Origin of the sequence: Actinomadura sp. 21ATH (assembly GCF_041951345.1) — a bacterium.
GTDB lineage: Bacteria > Actinomycetota > Actinomycetes > Streptosporangiales > Streptosporangiaceae > Spirillospora.
Genome location: NZ_JBGNUR010000002.1, coordinates 183,329 through 199,564, shown reverse-complemented (window position 1 = coordinate 199,564; position 16,236 = coordinate 183,329). Strand labels below are relative to the sequence as shown.

At 73.6% G+C, this 16,236-nt stretch carries 14 protein-coding genes and 1 pseudogene; 9 read left to right on the top strand and 6 right to left on the bottom strand.

Annotated features, from left to right (window positions below):
• Nucleotides 1-51 precede the first annotated feature (51 nt).
• Entirely contained in the window at nucleotides 52-1,971 is a 1,920-nt protein-coding gene (locus ACA361_RS07540; protein WP_375011086.1) for a serine/threonine-protein kinase, read from the bottom strand.
• Nucleotides 1,972-1,994: 23 nt separating this feature from the next.
• The gene (locus ACA361_RS07535) at nucleotides 1,995-3,149 is read right to left on the bottom strand and encodes a pyridoxal phosphate-dependent aminotransferase (RefSeq protein WP_375011983.1); all 1,155 of its coding nucleotides are present in this window, start codon (nucleotides 3,147-3,149) and stop codon (nucleotides 1,995-1,997) included.
• A gap of 65 nt (nucleotides 3,150-3,214) precedes the next feature.
• On the opposite strand from ACA361_RS07535, the gene ACA361_RS07530 reads away from it, so the two are divergent.
• Nucleotides 3,215-3,760 carry a helix-turn-helix domain-containing protein gene (locus ACA361_RS07530; RefSeq protein ID WP_375011085.1) on the top strand — a complete coding sequence of 182 codons (546 nt, stop codon included), beginning with the start codon at nucleotides 3,215-3,217 and terminating at the stop codon, nucleotides 3,758-3,760.
• A 226-nt stretch (nucleotides 3,761-3,986) separates the two neighbouring features.
• Here ACA361_RS07530 and ACA361_RS07525 read toward each other — a convergent pair whose 3' ends face one another.
• Both ACA361_RS07525 and ACA361_RS07520 read right to left on the bottom strand, forming a co-directional pair.
• Nucleotides 3,987-4,496 carry a DUF6789 family protein gene (locus tag ACA361_RS07525; RefSeq protein WP_375011084.1) on the bottom strand — a complete coding sequence of 170 codons (510 nt, stop codon included), beginning with the start codon at nucleotides 4,494-4,496 and terminating at the stop codon, nucleotides 3,987-3,989.
• Nucleotides 4,497-4,670: 174 nt separating this feature from the next.
• A pseudogene (locus tag ACA361_RS07520) lies at nucleotides 4,671-5,449 on the bottom strand (YqjF family protein).
• Between the two features lie 165 nt (nucleotides 5,450-5,614).
• On the opposite strand from ACA361_RS07520, the gene ACA361_RS07515 reads away from it, so the two are divergent.
• From ACA361_RS07515 to ACA361_RS07505, 3 genes are all read left to right on the top strand, one after another.
• Nucleotides 5,615-6,064, top strand: a complete 450-nt coding sequence (locus ACA361_RS07515; protein WP_375011083.1) for a hypothetical protein — start codon at nucleotides 5,615-5,617, stop codon at nucleotides 6,062-6,064.
• Nucleotides 6,061-7,233 carry a zinc-dependent alcohol dehydrogenase gene (locus ACA361_RS07510; RefSeq protein ID WP_375011082.1) on the top strand — a complete coding sequence of 391 codons (1,173 nt, stop codon included), beginning with the start codon at nucleotides 6,061-6,063 and terminating at the stop codon, nucleotides 7,231-7,233. Before ACA361_RS07515 ends, ACA361_RS07510 begins: the two co-directional genes overlap by 4 nt.
• Before the next feature lie 142 nt (nucleotides 7,234-7,375).
• On the top strand, nucleotides 7,376-7,783 hold the full coding sequence (locus ACA361_RS07505; protein WP_375011081.1) for a hypothetical protein: 408 nt from the start codon (nucleotides 7,376-7,378) through the stop codon (nucleotides 7,781-7,783).
• An 82-nt stretch (nucleotides 7,784-7,865) separates the two neighbouring features.
• On the opposite strand, the gene ACA361_RS07500 is transcribed toward ACA361_RS07505, so the two are convergent.
• Entirely contained in the window at nucleotides 7,866-9,020 is a 1,155-nt protein-coding gene (locus tag ACA361_RS07500) for a hypothetical protein (RefSeq protein ID WP_375011080.1), read from the bottom strand.
• A gap of 454 nt (nucleotides 9,021-9,474) precedes the next feature.
• On the opposite strand from ACA361_RS07500, the gene ACA361_RS07495 reads away from it, so the two are divergent.
• The 5 genes from ACA361_RS07495 to ACA361_RS07475 are packed head-to-tail and all read left to right on the top strand — an operon-like array spanning nucleotide 9,475 to nucleotide 15,362.
• Nucleotides 9,475-10,800, top strand: coding sequence for an NAD(P)/FAD-dependent oxidoreductase (locus ACA361_RS07495; RefSeq protein ID WP_375011079.1), 1,326 nt, complete (start codon nucleotides 9,475-9,477; stop codon nucleotides 10,798-10,800).
• Nucleotides 10,797-11,918 carry a class I SAM-dependent methyltransferase gene (locus ACA361_RS07490; protein ID WP_375011078.1) on the top strand — a complete coding sequence of 374 codons (1,122 nt, stop codon included), beginning with the start codon at nucleotides 10,797-10,799 and terminating at the stop codon, nucleotides 11,916-11,918. Before ACA361_RS07495 ends, ACA361_RS07490 begins: the two co-directional genes overlap by 4 nt.
• The gene (locus ACA361_RS07485; RefSeq protein WP_375011077.1) at nucleotides 11,915-13,924 is read left to right on the top strand and encodes a phosphopantetheine-binding protein; all 2,010 of its coding nucleotides are present in this window, start codon (nucleotides 11,915-11,917) and stop codon (nucleotides 13,922-13,924) included. Before ACA361_RS07490 ends, ACA361_RS07485 begins: the two co-directional genes overlap by 4 nt.
• Nucleotides 13,921-15,012 (top strand): saccharopine dehydrogenase NADP-binding domain-containing protein, encoded by a 1,092-nt coding sequence (locus ACA361_RS07480; RefSeq protein WP_375011076.1) that lies wholly within the window; start codon nucleotides 13,921-13,923, stop codon nucleotides 15,010-15,012. Before ACA361_RS07485 ends, ACA361_RS07480 begins: the two co-directional genes overlap by 4 nt.
• 23 nt (nucleotides 15,013-15,035) lie before the next feature.
• Entirely contained in the window at nucleotides 15,036-15,362 is a 327-nt protein-coding gene (locus tag ACA361_RS07475) for a hypothetical protein (protein ID WP_375011075.1), read from the top strand.
• 114 nt (nucleotides 15,363-15,476) lie between these two features.
• Here ACA361_RS07475 and ACA361_RS07470 read toward each other — a convergent pair whose 3' ends face one another.
• Nucleotides 15,477-16,232, bottom strand: coding sequence for a thioesterase II family protein (locus ACA361_RS07470; protein ID WP_375011074.1), 756 nt, complete (start codon nucleotides 16,230-16,232; stop codon nucleotides 15,477-15,479).
• Between the last annotated feature and the right edge of the window lie 4 nt (nucleotides 16,233-16,236).

Below are 16,236 nucleotides of genomic sequence, written 5' to 3'. Positions count from 1 at the left end.
CGAACGGGGTACGGCGGAACGGGACCAGAGCGCGAACGCGGCTCCGCCGCCTCAGGAGGGGAGCTTGCCGACGATCCCGGGCGCCAGCAGATCGCCCACCTTGCCGTAGGGGGCGGTGAGCGTCTCGCTCCGGCATGCGCTGCCTTCCAATGCGGTGTTCACCTCGATGCGGTCAGGCGCCAGGAAGACGGTCACCCTCGGCGGATCCTGCGCGGGCAGCCCAGGGAGGCCGGCGCTCGCGGTGGGGAAGAAGTCCGCCCGGCGGGGGTATTCGCCCATGCAGCCGCGCGGACCCCACATGCGCCGGCCCTTGACCGCCATCCGGTTCCAGAGGCTCTGAATGCCCGGCGCGGTGAGCGTCTGCGGCCTGAAGATGTCGGTGGCGGTGTAGGCGCGGCCCGTCTTCACATCGATGGTGACGGCCCATCCGGGCGGCGCGCCGTCGGCGGGCCAGCAGAGCGTGCTGGCGTTGGTGTAGAGCGCTGAGACCAGCGACGGCCCGTTGACACCGATGCGGACGCGCATGGCGGCCGCGGAGTTGCCGTTGCAGGCGGCTCGCTGCGCTGCGGTGTGCGGCTGGACACGCTGGATCGTCCAGTCGAGTGGAGCGCGCAGGGCCTGGTCGGCCCGTTCCCGGACGGCCGGATCGACGGGACCGCTCAGCCGCACGTACTGCGCGCGCACATCGACCCTCCGCTCGCCGAGCGTCTGCCGCTGGGTGGCGATCGTTCCCATGACCGGCCGTCCCGCCGCCGTGGGCCGGCCGGACGACGGGGGCCCCGAAGGCAGGGACGCGACCACCACGGCCCCTGCTCCCACCAGGAGCGCGGCTCCGGCCGCACCCGCTGCGACCGCCGTACCCGCACCGCCCTTGGTGCCCGCGATTCCGGCACCGGACGCCTGTCCTCCCGTCCCTCCGGCGCCGGCGATGTCGGCGGGCCCCGCCGCGGCGCCGATGCCCGCGGGCCCACTCGATGCGGAGCCGCCCGCGGCTGAAGCGCTGTTGGCGCCCGCCGCGACGTCCAAGGCGCCATCGTGCAGCGCGGCCGCCCCGGCACCGGCACCACCGTGCGCCGCCCCGCCGCCGAGCGGCAGTACAGCCGCGGCCAGGGGGAACAGCGAAGCCAGCGCGGCCGCCGCGCCCGCCAAGGCACGCACGCCTCGCGTCTCCCAATCAGGCCCGTACGCCGCGACAGCGACACCCTCCAGTTCCCGGACCAGGTCCGCGGCCTGGCCCGGACGCTCCTCCGGCGCCTTGGCCATGCCCCGGGCCACCAGTTCGCGGACGGCTTCGGGCACCTCATCCAGCGGAGGCGCGGCATGCAGGTGCGCTTCCCACAGTTCGGCGGCACCACCGCCGAAGGGGCGCCGCCCGGTCAGGCACTCGAAGAACACGCAGGTGGCCCCGTACACGTCGGTGGCCGGGGTGGCCGGCTCGCCGCGCCACTGCTCGGGAGCCATGTAAGCGGGCGTGCCGGATCTGCCGCCCTCACCCGCGACCACTGCGACACCGAAGTCGATCAGCTTGCTCAGCCCGTCCGCCCGGACCACCACGTTGGCCGGCTTGTAATCGCGATGTACCACGCCGACGCGGTGGGCAGCGGCCAGCCCGAGCAGAGAGCCCTTCATCACCAGCAACGCCGCCTCGGCGGCGAGCGCGCCGTGCCGCTCCAGCACCCGCTTGAGCGAGACGCCGTCAACGGCCTCCATCACGATCGCCGCGCCGTGCGCGCTCTCCACGAGCCGATAGAGCCGCGCGACATGTGGGTCGTCCACCCGGCCGAGCAGCACGGCCTCGCGACGCAGCCGCTCGGCCCGTCCCGCCGCGACGGGCATGTACTTGATCGCGACGGGCGCCCCCGACTCCGCGTGCCGGGCCAGCACCACGCGCCCGTGCGCTCCGGCTCCCAGTTCGCGCACTTCCACGAACCCGGCGACCCGCCATTCCCGTACCGCGCCTCCCGAGGACACGCCCGCGCTCGCTGCCCTTCCCGTCATGGGACGGCCAGGCGGAAGCGGTCGCCGAGGCCGGCGAGGCGTTCGACGGGTTCGTTGGCGAACACGATCCGCAGGTAGTGCTCCCCGCTGGGACCCCAGCCGTCCATGGGGGTGGCGGCGATCTTCGCCCGCTCGAACAGGCGGCGGGACAGCTCGGCGGCGCCCAGCCCCAGCGGCCCGGTGTCGACGAGGAGCGACCACCCGCCGTGCGGGCGGATGACCGGGTAGGCGGCGAGTTGCCGCATGACCGTTTCGCAGCGCCGCCGCCATTCCGCCGTGGCCGCGGCGACATCGGCATCGGCGTCGGGCGCGTCCAGCGCGGCGGCCACGGCGTCCTGCGCCAGGCCGGCCTGGCAGACGACGTTGCTCAACCCGACGAGGCGGACGTCGGCGATGATCTCGGCGGGACCGACGACCCAGCCGACACGCCACCCGATGAGCCGCAGCTCCTTGGAGGCCGAACCCACGGTGATGGTGCGCCGGGCCAGGCCGTCGTGGACCGCCGGGTGGCTGGGAGGGCGGCCGTCGAAGCGGATGCGCTCCATGGCCGCGTCGTAGATCAACCAGGCGTCGTGGCGTTCGCAGGCGTCGGCGAGGGCGCACCAGTGGCGGTCGTCCAGCACGAGACCGGTCGGCATGGCCGGTCCCATCATCAGGACCGCCGCAGTATCGGGGCCTACGGCGGCGGCGAGTCGTTCGGCGTCGACGGTCCAGCCGGCCGCGGTGGGCTGAGCGGGAACGAAGCGGGGGACGCCGCCCGCCAGCCGGACCCGGTTGACCAGCCCGGCGTAGACGGGGTCGCACAGCACGACCTCTTGACCGGGCTCCACGGTGGCCAGCAGTGTGTTCAGAACCCCGTTGAGCCCGCCGGCCACGCCGACGCACTCGGTGTCGGCGTCGTAGGCCCGCCCGCAGATACGCCCGACGTGCGCCGCGGCGGCCGCACGAAGCGAGCGGTGCCCGTGGAAGGGCAGATAGCTGTTGGCCGCGTCGTCGTCGATCGCGGCGCGGGTGGCGGCGATGGCGACGGCGGGCGGCCGCAGGTCGGTGTCGAGGTTCTCCAGGCGCAGGAACTCCGGATCACCCGCGGCGTCGGCTGCGTCACCGACGATGTCCACACCGATGCCCGGGATGTCACGCAGCCGCGTCACCGTCAAGTCGCCCTCCAAGGCTGCGAACACTTCAGTGGTACGTCCATACCACTATGCTGATACGCATGGATCTCACGCAAGTGGTCGGGCAGAACGTGCTCCGGCTGCGCACCGCGGCCGGGACATCGCTGGCCGACCTGGCGTCGGCCAGTGGCATCAGCAAGACCACGCTGCACGGCATCGAGCAGGGACAGGGCAACCCGACCCTGAGCACCTTGTGGGCCCTGGCCACGGCGCTGAAGGCGTCGCTCGGAGAACTGCTGGAATCGCCCGCCTCGACGGTCGAGGTGGTACGCGTCGGCGACGCCCGGCCGCAGGTCGAAGGAGACGCGGTCAGCGCGCGCCTGCTCCACCGCATCAGGCTGCGCGGCACCGTGGAGGTCTACGACATCGCCATCGCCGAGAACACCCAGCATTCCGAGGCTCACCTGCCCGGCGTCGAGGAATGCCTCGTACTCACCCGCGGACAGGTCACGACCGGACCGACCGCCTCGCCCGCCGACCTGGCCGAAGGCGAATCCATCCGGTTCGACGCCGCCCGCCCGCACCTGTACCAAGGCCACGCCGGGCACAATCGCGCCGTTCTCCTCATGGTGCACCCGGAGAGCTGACCAGGGCACCGGCGGGACGCCGACCGAGTGGAGCGCTGCGCGGATCACCGCTATCGACGGCATGGCCCGCGACGCCACCACGCCAGCGCCCGGTCTTCGTCGGCAGCCGCATTGGTCGCGCCCCGGACGAGGCAACGCTCAGGTGGCGGTGCTGCGGCGGCAGGTCGAGCGGCCGCGTCCTTCATGGCGGATCGAGCTGTGCTCTCAGCGCTGTTCAGGGGCCCTGTCAGCTTGCGCTGGCCGTGGTTTCGCCCTCTGCCGCCGGGAGGGGCGCGGCGGGCCGCATGCGGCGCAGGGTGAATGCCAGCGTGGCGCCGTACGGTAGATGAGCGACGAGCATGGACACTCTGCGGTCCGGCCGGTCGGCGTGGGCGGGCGGGAGGATTCCCGCGGCGCCGATCCAGCCTTCGTAGCTCACGGCCCACACCCCCAGGCCATAGACCACTCCGGCCAGCACGGACGGTCGGCGGCGCGCGCTGAGCAGTCCGAACACCGCGCCCATGCTCGCCCCGAAGCCGAAATGGGCCAGTTGGCCTACCAGGCCGTCACCAGGTTTACGGCGATCGGCGTTTCCGGGGAGGAGCGTCGCCCGGACGATCCGCCGCTGAGGCTGTTCGGGCATGAGGCCCGCGTGACTGGCGGCCCACATCCACGCCGTCATCACCGCGGTCGCCGCGGTCCCGGCGACCGCGCCTTCTGCCAGTGACCGTCCCAGGGAGCTCGATTTCCCCGGCATTTGGCCTCTCCTCTCTTAGTCCCCCGCCACGCGCTGGCCCGCAGCACAGCGCGCTGCGAGGATCCTGGGGTCCTGGACCGGCGCGCCGGCCTTTCAAGGACGGATCGGGCGGAACGGCTGCGTTGCGGCGTGGCGTCTGGTGTGTCCGCCGCCCTACCCCGACGCCGCCACTCCTCACCTCTTTGTGCCGTCCCCTTGCCCGCCCCTGGCCAGGAGAGGGAGACCGCTGCGCGGGCGTACCTCGGGGGCGTACAGCACGCTGGCGGGTGGTCCTTCGGGCGCCGGCACGCCGACGGCGGCGAACAGGCCCTCGTCGGCATGGTCGAGGAGTTCGGCCGAGTACAGCGGCCACGGTTCGTGGGCGAACGGCAGGTACAGCGGCATCCCGTACCAGGGAGTGTGCAGGCCCCAGCGGGCGGTGACGAAGTTCTCCGTGGAGCCGGCCTGCTGGGGCTGCCGGATGCGCACCGTGAAGCCGATGCCCGCGCCGGCCGGCCCGGGCATCCGCCGCGTGGAGCGGTAACCGACGATGTCGCCGTGGCGATGGCGGGCCACCGTCGACCAGCGGTAGGGAGGCGGAGCAGCGTGCGCGCGGCGGTGACCACGGGAAGCCGCCCCGCCTCCATCGTCAGGAAGACGGTGCTGCGCCGGCCGTCGTCTCCGACGGTGTAGAGCCGCACGTTGAGCTCGTCGAAGTCACCGAGGTAGGGCATCGGCAGCAGGCCGCCGATGCGGACACCCGTCAGCCGCAGCCCCACCACCCCGACCCAGGTCTTCCCGTCCTGGACGTCCAGTCTCGTGCCCGCCGGCACCAGGTGTTCCAGGTCGGCCGGGTCATAGGGCCAGTGCAGGAAGACCACGTCCCGCCAGGTCTGGGTCGACACCGCGGGCGAGATTTCTCTGGGGGGAGTGGCGGTCACCGGTTCGGCGCCTGAAGCGGGGTCGGAATCCATGGGCACGGCCTACCCGATGAAATGGCGGGGATTCGGCGGAGGCGCGGCTCCCCAGGTCGGTGATGGCAGGCGGATAGCGACCGGAGGGCCGGGTAGAGCGCTGGGCGACGCGCGGCTCGGGCCGCCTCCTGTGCCCGTTCAGGCGCGACCGTGAAGGGGAGAGATATGAAGTGTGCATCCGTGATGGTGGCGATCCTCGCGGGAGTCGGCGCGGGCCTGATCCAGCGGCTGCTGAGCCGGTCCCGGCGGACGAACGCCGAGGCCGGCCGGTGGCTGGTGGTCACGGTGGCCTGCCCGCCCGAGCGTTTGGCGCAATCGCCCGGGCCGCTGGCCCGGCTCGGCGCCGGCGTGGAGACGCGTATCGAGGCGGCACCTGGGGGGCGCGGCACCGAGCTGGCCGCCCGGGTTCGCGAGCCCGGGCCGTCCGGCTTCGCGGCACGCCTGGCCGGCCGCGATCCCCGTCAGGAGGTGCGGGCGGCGCTGCGGAACTCCAAGTCCCTGCTGGAGACGGGCGAGGTCCTGCGTCCCGATTCGCCGCCCACGACGCGGCCCACGCTGCGAGGCAAGGTCATGGAGGCGGCGACCCGGCGCGCGGGCGGGGAGGGGCGGCTGTGAAGGCGCTGTGCTGGGAAGGCGTCAACGATCTCGCGGTCCGGGACGTCCCCGACCCGCGGATCGAGAACGACCAGGACATGATCGTCAAAGTGCTGTCGAGCACGACGTGCGGGTCGGACCTGCACCTGATCGGCGGCTACCTGCCGGCCATGCGCGCCGGCGATGTCATCGGCCACGAGTTCCTCGGCGAGGTCGTGGAGACGGGCCCGGCGGTACGCGAGCGCAGGGTGGGTGAACGGGTCGTGGTCTGCTCGTTCATCGGCTGCGGCCGCTGCTGGTACTGCGCCAACGACATGTGGTCCCTGTGCGACAACGCCAACACCAATCCCGGGCTGGGGCAGCTGGCGTTCGGATACGAGCCCGGCGCGGTGTTCGGCTACTCCCATGCCATGGGCGGGTTCAAGGGCAGCCACGCCGAGTACGTGCGGGTGCCGTTCGCCGACTACGGCGCCTTCCCCGTACCCGAGGCGGTGGACGACGTCAGCGCGACTTTCGTGTCCGACGCGGCACCGACCGGCTGGATGGGCGCGCACCTGGGCGGCGTACGGCCGGGTGACGTGGTGGCGGTGTGGGGCTGCGGCGCGGTCGGCCAGATGGCCGCCCGGGCGGCGATGCTGCTGGGCGCCGAACGGGTGATCTCCATCGACCGCATCCCCGAGCGGCTGGCCATGACGCGCGAGCACATCGGCTCGGAGACCATCGACTACACCGCCACCGACGTGGGCGCCGAACTACGCGAACGCACCGGCGGCCGGGGCCCCGACGTCTGCATCGAGGCGGTGGGGATGGAGGCGCACACCGCCGGCCCGCAGCACTGGTACGACCAGGCCAAGCAGCAGCTGAGGATGCAGACCGACCGGTCCTCGGCCGTACGGGAGGCGATCTACGCCTGCCGCAAGGGCGGATCGGTGTTCGTCCTGGGCGTCTTCGCGGGGGCGGCCGACAAGTTCCCGCTGGGTGCCCTGATGAACAAGGGCCTGACCCTGCGCGGTGCCCAGATGCACGGGCAGCGCTACATTCCCATGCTGCTGGACCGCGTCGCCGCCGGCGAGCTCAGCACCCGCCACCTGGCCACCCACCAGCTGTCCCTGGACCAGGCGCCCCGTGGCTACGACCTGTTCAAGCACAAGAAGGACGGCTGCGTACGCGCGATCTTCCGCCCCGCGTGACCGCCGGCCGGCCACGTTCGCTCACAGCCTTTCGGTCTTGCACGGCCCTCGTCGGCGAGGTGCTTCAGGGCGGAAGCCGTCAGGGACCCGAACCCCGAACCCGCAGATCATGAGGGAATTCCGCTGGCCGGTATCAACGGCTATGGACCGATCGGCTGATCGCGAGACCCAGCTCGCCGCCCTTGCCCACCGCCACGGCTGGAGCCTGCGCAGCACCGCCGGCCACCCCGGCTACACCCGCACCAACCTGCAGAGCGCCGGACCGAGCCTCGGCCGCGACCGGCCCAAGCGCTCGTTCCTCAACAGCCTGACCTTCCTGCCCAGCCAGAACCCCGACACCGGCGCCGAACCCCTCCTGTACGCAGCCACCGGCCCCGGCGCCGCCAACGGCGGCTACTACGGGCCCAGCGGCCGGTTCAAGCTGGTCGGGCCCACCGGCCCCGCTCGGCTGCCCCGCCGCGCCCAGGACGCCGACGCCACCGTCCGGCTCTGGACCCTCGCCCAGGACCTCACCGGAACCCACCTCGCCCAAGACCTGCACCGGCCCTGAACAGCAGACCACCCGGCGCCGGGCGCACGCCGAGCCGGCCATGGAGCGTGACGTGCCCGATCGCTCGCAGGATGTTGACGAGCTACCCCCCGGAGTATCGGCGTACTTTGGCGCTGGGGTCCATGCGGAGCTCGTCGAGCCGGGCGGCCAGCGCTGAGGGGTCGATGATGGCGACTGCGCGGCAGGCCTCCGCCCGCACTCGTGCAGTGGGATGAGTGAGGAACGGCAGGAGGCGTTCCAGGTCGCGTGACGTGCCGATATCGGACAGTCCGGCCAGGGCCCCGATGATCGCGTCGATACCGGTGGGATTCTCCAGCGCATCGGTGTACACCTGGCGTGATGGCGGCCGGCCGAGCGCGCGGAGCGTACTGCGCGCGAGATAGCGGACCCGGGCGTCCGGATCGAGCACGGCCCGCCGGAGGTGGGCCTCGGCGTCGGGGTGCTTGACGCGGGCGCGCAGGCCGCAGAGCCGGATCCGCGGGTTCGGGTCGCTTTCCAGCAGGGGCAGCAGCGCGCGTTGCTGATCATTGGGCAACCGGCGGGAGACCGCGACCCTGGCCGCCCAGCGTCGCAGCGCCGGATCCCCGAGCGTGAACGCGTACCGGACCGTCTCGACGGGCTCCGCCGTGGACAGCAGTCGCAGACTGCTGGCGCGAACCGTCGCCTCAGCCGTACGCGCGGCCGACCACAGCGCGGCCCGGGTGACGTCCCCGCCGCTTGCCAGGGCGTCATGCATGATCCTTGCGGCGGGGCCGGCGCGGCGCCGTGTGTTCAACCCATCGATCAGCGGCAGCATCCGGACGAGAAGGGCGACATGCTCCGGCTCCAGCCAGCGGCGGCAGCCCTCAGCCGCTAGCAGGCGTACCGGGTCCACGACATCGTTCAGCCGCAGCAGCAGGAACGGCAGAACCAGATCGTCGTCACGTACTCGGGCCAGCTCGCGGACCGCCGCCTCGCGGAGATGGCCCGAGCGGTCGAGGCTCGCCAGCGCGAGGACGGCGGTGCGCGTGCCGTCCGCGGGCAGCTCCAGATCGTCGACGTTCAGCGGCATCTCGTGCACATGCGGCGGCACCAGTAGCCGCCGCAGGGACAGATGCCGAGAACGGTAGTCGTTCTCCAGTCGCATCAACTCGGTCGCGGTCGCACCGCGAAGCAGCAGGTCGATCTCCGCGGCCCATGTCTGATCGTGCGCGATGCCCGTCCTGACGGAGTAGACCACCGCCAGGATTCCCGTCACCGGCCCGCCGATTCGGCTGGAACACACCTCATCATGATCGATCCAGAAGCACGGTCGTGCCTACCCCCCGGCGCCATCCGCTGCTCGGTGAGCATGGTGAGGTCGTGCCACGCGCTCGGGCTGCCGCATGAGCCCCGTCACCGTCTGCGGGCTCGGCGGGCTGGTGCTGCTCCGGGCCCGTTCACCTGTCGGCAGAATGCATCGACCGGCATCGGACCGCTACGGCCGCGCCGACCGCTAGTAGTCGCCGGACGGATTCGGTGCCGCGATGTTGACGATCGTCAGGTCCCGGCAACGCGCTGCCGCTCTTCTCGCTTCCTCTCTCCGTCCGCGGCTCGGAGCGACCGTGGAAGCTCGAGTCGGCTGAGCGCCAGCGGTGCGCGGGCGGATTCCCTTCGGGGTGAAGGCGTGATATTGGTAGTGATAACGGTTTTCATTCCAGATTGGGAGTGGCGTGGAGAAGCGGGAGCATGCCGTCGTCATCGGTGCGGGGATCGCGGGGCTGGCGGCGGCCGCGGCGCTGGCCGGGCACTTCGAGCGCGTCACGGTGCTGGAGCGGGACGCGCTCCCCGCTGATCCGGCGTTCCGGCCGGGCGTTCCGCAGAGCCGCCACCTGCACTCCCTGATGGGAGCCGGGCAGCGTGCCCTGGACGAACTGCTGCCCGGCTTCACCGACCGGCTGTACGAGGCGGGCGCCGTTCCGCTGCGGACGCCGTACGACCACCTGTGGCTGAGCCCGGCGGGATGGTGCCACCGCTTCGCGCCGTCGCACACGGTGCCGTCCGCCACGCGCGAACTGTTCGAGCACGTCGTGCGGAACTCGGTGGCAGAGATCGGCGGTGTGAGCCTCCGCGACCGTACCGAGACCGTAGGGCTGGCCGGGGACGCGGAGCGCGTCACGGGCGTGCGGGTGCGGGGCCGGGACGATGACCGGGCGGAAGTGATCTCGGCCGGCCTGGTCGTGGACGCCTCCGGGCGCCGGTCGGGTGGCCGCCGGTGGCTGCGCGAACTGGGGCTCGGCGAACCGGAGGCCGAACGCGTCGACTCCCGGCCGGGGTACGGCAGCCGGCTGTACGCGATGCCGGACGACTTCGCCGACGAGTGGCGGATCATCTCGATCCAGCCCGGCGAGGGGCAGCCGCTGCGGGGCGGGGCGCTGGTCCCGGTCGAGGGCGGCAGGTGGCTGGTCTCGCTGTACGGCTATCTCGACGATCACCCCCCGGTCGATGAGGCGGGATTCCTGGAGTTCGCGCGCAGCCTGCGCCATCCGGTGCTCTACGACGTGGTGCGCGATGCCGTCCCGGCCGGTCCCGTCCACGGGTTCCGGCACATGGCCAACGAGCGGTACCGGTATGAGGAACTACCGGCATGGCCGGAGGGCCTGCTGCTCGTGGGAGACGCGGTCTGCGCGGTCAATCCGGTGTACGCCCAGGGCATGTCGATGGCCGCGATGACGGCCGTGCTGCTGCGCCGCCTGCTGGGCGAGGGAGCCGGCTGCCGCGCGACGCAGAAGGAGATCGCCGCGGGGAACGAGCGGGCCTGGCAGGTCGCCACCGGCGCGGATCTGGCCTACCTCGGCGACACCGGGGACGACGCCGCCCGCGACGCGGGGGAGTACATGCGGCGGCTGATGGAGCTGGCGCTGGTGGACGCCGAGGTCAACCGGACCTTCTTCGACGTGATGATGATGCTCACCGAACCGGACGCCCTGTCGTCCCCCGAGCTGGCGGCACGGGTCGCGCAGGGCCCGGCGCGCCCGCCCGCCGGCCGGGCGCGATGACCGGTCCGGCGCACCGGGCGGGCCTGGCGGCGCTCGGTCGGGTCGAGCCCGGGGACTTCCCGAGCTTCGTGCGGCGCCTCGATCTGGCGGTGCTGAACGGCATCGCCGCCTTCCTCGGTGAGGCGCTGGAGGGGAACGGGCCGCGGACGGCGGAGGAGATCGCGGCCGATCTCGGCGCGGCCGAGCGGCACGCCTGGATCGTGGGGCACTGGCTCGACGCACTGGCCGGCGAGTCGCTGATCGTGCGTTCGTCCTCCGGCCGCCACAGCGGGTTCCGGCGGTGGCGGCGATCCGAACTGATCGCGTTGCGCCGCGACCTGGACGAGGCCCGCCGCGGGCTCGGATACCCCGAGCACCTGACCCGGTACCTGCTGGACTCGCTGCGCTCCCTTCCCGACCTTCTCGCCGACCGGACGAGCGCGCAGGCCATGCTGTTCCCCGCGGGGGAGCTGGGCACCGCCGCCGCGATCTACCGCGACAACCCCGTCAACCGCTACCTCAACGCCGCGGCCGTCGACGTCGTCCGCGGCCTGCCGGCCAAGCGGATCCTGGAGCTGGGCGCGGGCACGGGATCGCTGACCTCCGACCTGCTGCCCGTCCTGGCCGGACACACCACCGAGTACCTGTTCACGGACCTGTCGCCGTTCTTCCTGGAGGCGGCGCGGCGGCGGTTCGACGCCCATCCGTTCCTGCGCACGGCGGTCGCCGACTTCAGCGCCGATCTCGCCGCGCAGTGCGGGTCCGGGCCGTTCGATCTGGTGATCGCGGTGAACGCGGCGCACAACGCCCCGCACGCGGGCGAACTGCTCGGCCGGATCCGCGCGGTGCTGGCGCCCGGCGGCGCGCTGCTGCTCATCGAGACCTGCCACGAGCACCACCAGTCGCTGGTCTCGATGCCCTTCCTGCTCTCGGCCCCGCCCGGCGAAGCCTTCCCCGAGCGCCTGGACCGGCGCGCCGGGACCCGCCGCACCTACCTCACGCGCGAGGAATGGGCCGCCGAGCTCGGCGCCGCCGGGCTGGCGCCGCTCCTCGAACTTCCCCGTCCCGACCATCCGATGGCGGCGTTCTCCCAGCACCTCCTGGTCGCCGCGCCCGACTCCCGAGGGAGAGTCCGTTGACCGTTCACGCCTCCGCCGGATCCCGGCCCGACACCGTACGGGAGCTCGCCGGGATCTGGAGCGAGCTGCTCGACCTGGACCCGGACGCGATCGATCCGGACGCGAGCTTCCTGCGGCTGGGCGGCGACTCCGTCCTGGCCGTCCGCATGTCGGCACTGGTGCGCCGGCGCCTGCTGGTCGAGCTGGCCCTGTCCGACGTCACCGTGGAGATCACGCTGGCGGCGCTCGCGGACCTGGTCGCGCGCCGGTCCGCCGGGGACGGCCATGCCGGGCGAGCCCTTCCGGTGGAGATCGAACGCCGTGCCGACCCGGCGGCCCCGTTCCCCCTGATGCCGCTCCAGCAGGGGTACTTCGTCGGCCAGCACGACGGCTGGGAGCTGTCGTACGCCTCCGCGCACTTCTACAGCGATGTCGGCCTGAGCGACATGGACGCCGACGAGGCCGAGGAGACCCTGGCCGACGCGCTGCACCGGCTGGCGCTGCACCAGCCCACCCTGCGGGCGCGGCTCACCCCCGAAGGGGAGCAGTACGTGCTGCCGCCGGACGCGCCCGGCGCGATCCCGCGGCCCCGCGTGTACGACCTGCGCGGGGCGGGGGAGGAGGAGGCCGCCGCCACGCTGGAGGAGATGCGGCGGGAGATGGGGACCACCGGTCCCGACCCGCTGACCGGGCCGGGCCTGGACGTACGGCTGACCCTGCTTCCCGGCGGGCGGGGGCGGCTGCACACCGCGATGAGCCTGATCTCGATGGACGGCTGGTCGGCGACCGTCCTGAACCGCGAGCTGCTCACGCTGGCGGCCGACTGGAACGCGGTACCGGCGCCGCTGGAGGTCGACTTCGGCGACTACGTCCACTCGATCGGGCGGCTGCGGCGGACCGGCGCCTGGGCCGCCGACCGCGACTGGTGGTGGGAGCGGCTCGACGCCGCGCCGCCGCCCCCGGCCCTGCCGCTGCGCGCCGACCCGCGCGAGGTGGCACCCGAGCTGATGGACACCCGGGAGGCCCGGCTCGCGCCCGAGCGCTGGGAGGCGCTGCGGGCCCGGTGCGCCGAACGGGAGGTCACCCCCTCGGCGGCGATGCTGACCGCGTTCGCCGTGGTGCTGGCGCGCTGGGCCGGGCACCGCCGCATGCTGCTGAACACCCTCCAGCTCAACCGGCTGCCGCTGCATCCCGACATCCACCGCACGATCGGCGCGTTCGCCGCGACCATGCTGGTGCCGGTCGACCTGGCGGCCGGACGCACGTTCAGCGAGCTGGCGGCCGACCGGCAGCGCGGCTTCGCCGACCATGCCGCGCACAACCTCATCACGGGCGTGGAGGTGTCGCGGGAGCTGGCGCGGCGGCGCGGGACCACCCGCCCGGTCGCTCCCATCGTCTTCCAGAGCACGCTCGGCATGGACGCGGCGATCGGCGAGCGGCAGGCGACGTCCGCCGGGCCGCTCGGCGATCTGGACTTCGACGACTTCTTCCACCAGCTCCGCACCCCGCAGGTCGCGCTGGAGGCCCGCTTCTGGGAGATGAACGGCGCGATGGCGGTGGCGTTCTCACTGGTCGGTGAGCTGTTCGAGCCGTCCGGGGTGGACGCCGCCTTCGCCGACCTGGTGGAGCTGATCGGCGCGCTGGCTGACGGGCCCGGCTGGGACCGGGTCGTCGACCTCCCCGAGGCGGCCGAACCCGCCGCCGGCGCCGGCGCGGGCGGGCTCCGGATCGGTGCTGGAACGGTGCCCCAAGGTGGCGAGCAGGCCGGGCCTCCGGCCGACGAGCTGGAACAGCGGATCGCGCTGCTGTGGGAGGACGTCCTGGAGGTGCCCGTCCTGGACCGCGCCACGTCCTTCTTCACCCTCGGCGGTGACTCGCTGCTGGCCGTCCGTACCGTGGCCAGGCTGGCGAAGGCCACCGGCGCCCGCGTGGGAGTCCGCCGCTTCCTGGACGCGCCGACCGTCGCCGGGCTGGCCGCGGCCGTCCGCGAGGGCCGCGACGCCGAGCTTCCGGGCGCGGGGCGATGACACGCGTCGGTGTGCTGGGCGGGTCCGGAACGGTGGGCCGCGTCGTGGTCGAACGGCTGGCCGGGTGGGAGATCGGCCCGCTGCGCGTCGGCGGGCGCGACCGGGACCGCGCGGCGGAGGCGTGCGAGGCGGCGTCCGGCGTGCCGGCCGAGCCGTTCCGCGTGGACCTGGACGATGACGCCGCCTTGCGGGACTTCTGCACGGGCTGCGACATCGTGGTCAACTGCGCGGGCCCCTCGTACCGCGTGCTCGACCGCGTGGCCCGCGCCGCGCTCGCCGGCGGCGCGCATTACGTCGACGCGGCGGGAGACCTGGTGGCGATCGACGCGCTGACCGGAGGCGGCGCCACCGGGCTCGACCACCTCGGCCTCGACCGCCGGGCCGCCGTGTTCTCGGCCGGCCTGATGCCGGGCCTGTCGGGGCTCCTGCCCCGGTTGCTCGCCGCGGACGGGCCGCTCGCCCGGCTGGACGTCTACGTCGGCGGGGCCGCCGCCATCGGCCCGCTGTCGGCGGTGGACGCGCTGCTGACGCGCGGGCCGCGCTTCGGTACCGCGCTGGCGGCCTGGCGGGCCGGCCGGATCGTGCCGGGGGCGCTGAGGCCGCTGCGGTCGGTGGCGCTGCCCGGGTTCCGGGACCGGGTGCACGCGTGGCCGTTCCTGTCGACGGAGATGTCCCGGCTCGCCGCCGAACTGGGCGTGGGGGAACTGCGGAACTACACGGTGTACGTCACCGAGGCCATCCCCGAGGCGCTCGCCCGCGCGTGGGCCGACGACGAGGCGGCCCTGGACGAGCACGTTCCCGCGGTCGTCACCGCCGCCGACACCGACCTCGCGGCGACCGGCCCGTACTACGCGATGCTCTTCCAGGCCGTGCCCCGCGACCCCGCCCCCGGACGGCCGCGCCGCGTGCTTCTGCGGACGCCCGACTCGTACGCGCTCAGCGGTGCCGTCGCGGCGCTCACCGCCCGCGAGCTGAGCGCGGGCGCGATCCCGCCCGGCGCCCATCTGGCCTGCGACGTGCTGTCCCCGTCCCGGACCCTGGCGGCGATGCGCGGCGACCCGCTGGTCACCGGCGTGGAACTGACCTGACCCCAGAGAGAAGGGTGCCGACCATGACCGATACCGCCGTTGGCGAGGCCGCGCGGGCGGAACGCGGGGAGGGCTACGCGGTCAACGCCCCGTACTACGACCTGATCATTCCCAGGGAGCACTGGTCGGCGGTGGCCGGGGCGCGCTCGCGCGCCGAGGTCGTCGGCGACGGGATGATCCGCTGGATCAACACCTACCGCACCCTGGCAGGCGACCGCCTCGTCCGCGAGGAGACCGCCGAGTTCGACTGCCACGTCATCCCCGACGAGACCCTCGCCGCCGAACTGACGGCCGCCGGCCTGGAGCCCGCGCCGGCCGCCCCGCCCGGCCTGCACGTCTGGCGACGCTAGGCCGTGTTCCTCAGGCCCGGCACAGGACCCCCGCCTGGCGCCTCGCATCCTGATCGTGCCCGTACGGGCGCGCGCTCGCGCGACGGCCGGGGTCTCTGCGAGACGGACCTCCGGTCAGCGGGTGCCGTGCCCGGACAGGATCCGCCGCAGAGCCGCCAGCACGGCGGCCCGCTGCGGCACCAGGTAGAAGTGGCCGCCGGGGAACAGCCGCAGCTCCGCCCGGGCGCGGGTGGCCCGCCGCCAGCCCAGGGCCTCGGCGGGCGCCAGGTCGGGGTCCCGGTCTCCCAGGAACATCGTGACCGGGCAGTCCAGCGGCGGCAGCGGCCGTGCCCGGTACGTCTCGATGATCCGGTAGTCGGCCCGGACGTACCCGAAGATCATCGTCCGGAGCGCCGGGTCGCGCAGCACCTCGGGCGGCGTGGCGCCCAGCCGCGCCAGCTCGGCGCGCAGGTCCTCGTCGTCCCCGCGGTGCACGTCGCCGCCCCGCTCGTCGTGCGGCGCCTCCCGCGCGGAGGCCACCAGGTGCGCCGGCGGGCGGGCGCCCCGGGCCCGGAGACGCTGGGCGACCTCGTAGGCGACGGTGGCGCCCATGCTGTGCCCGAACAGCGCGTACGGGCGGCCGGTGAAGGGCGCGATGTCGTCGGCGAGCGCGCCGGCCAGCCCGTCCATGTCCGGCGGTACGGGCTCGCCCAGCCGGTCCTCGCGGCCGGGGTACTGCACCGCGACCGGCTCGACGGTCGGCGGCAGCGCCCCGGCCCAGTCCGCGTAGGCGCTCGCCCCGCCCCCGCCGTGCGGGAAGCAGAACAGCCGCAGCGCGGCGCCCGGTCGCGGCTCGAAGCGGCGCAGCGCGCCGCCGCCTTCCTCGATCACCTTC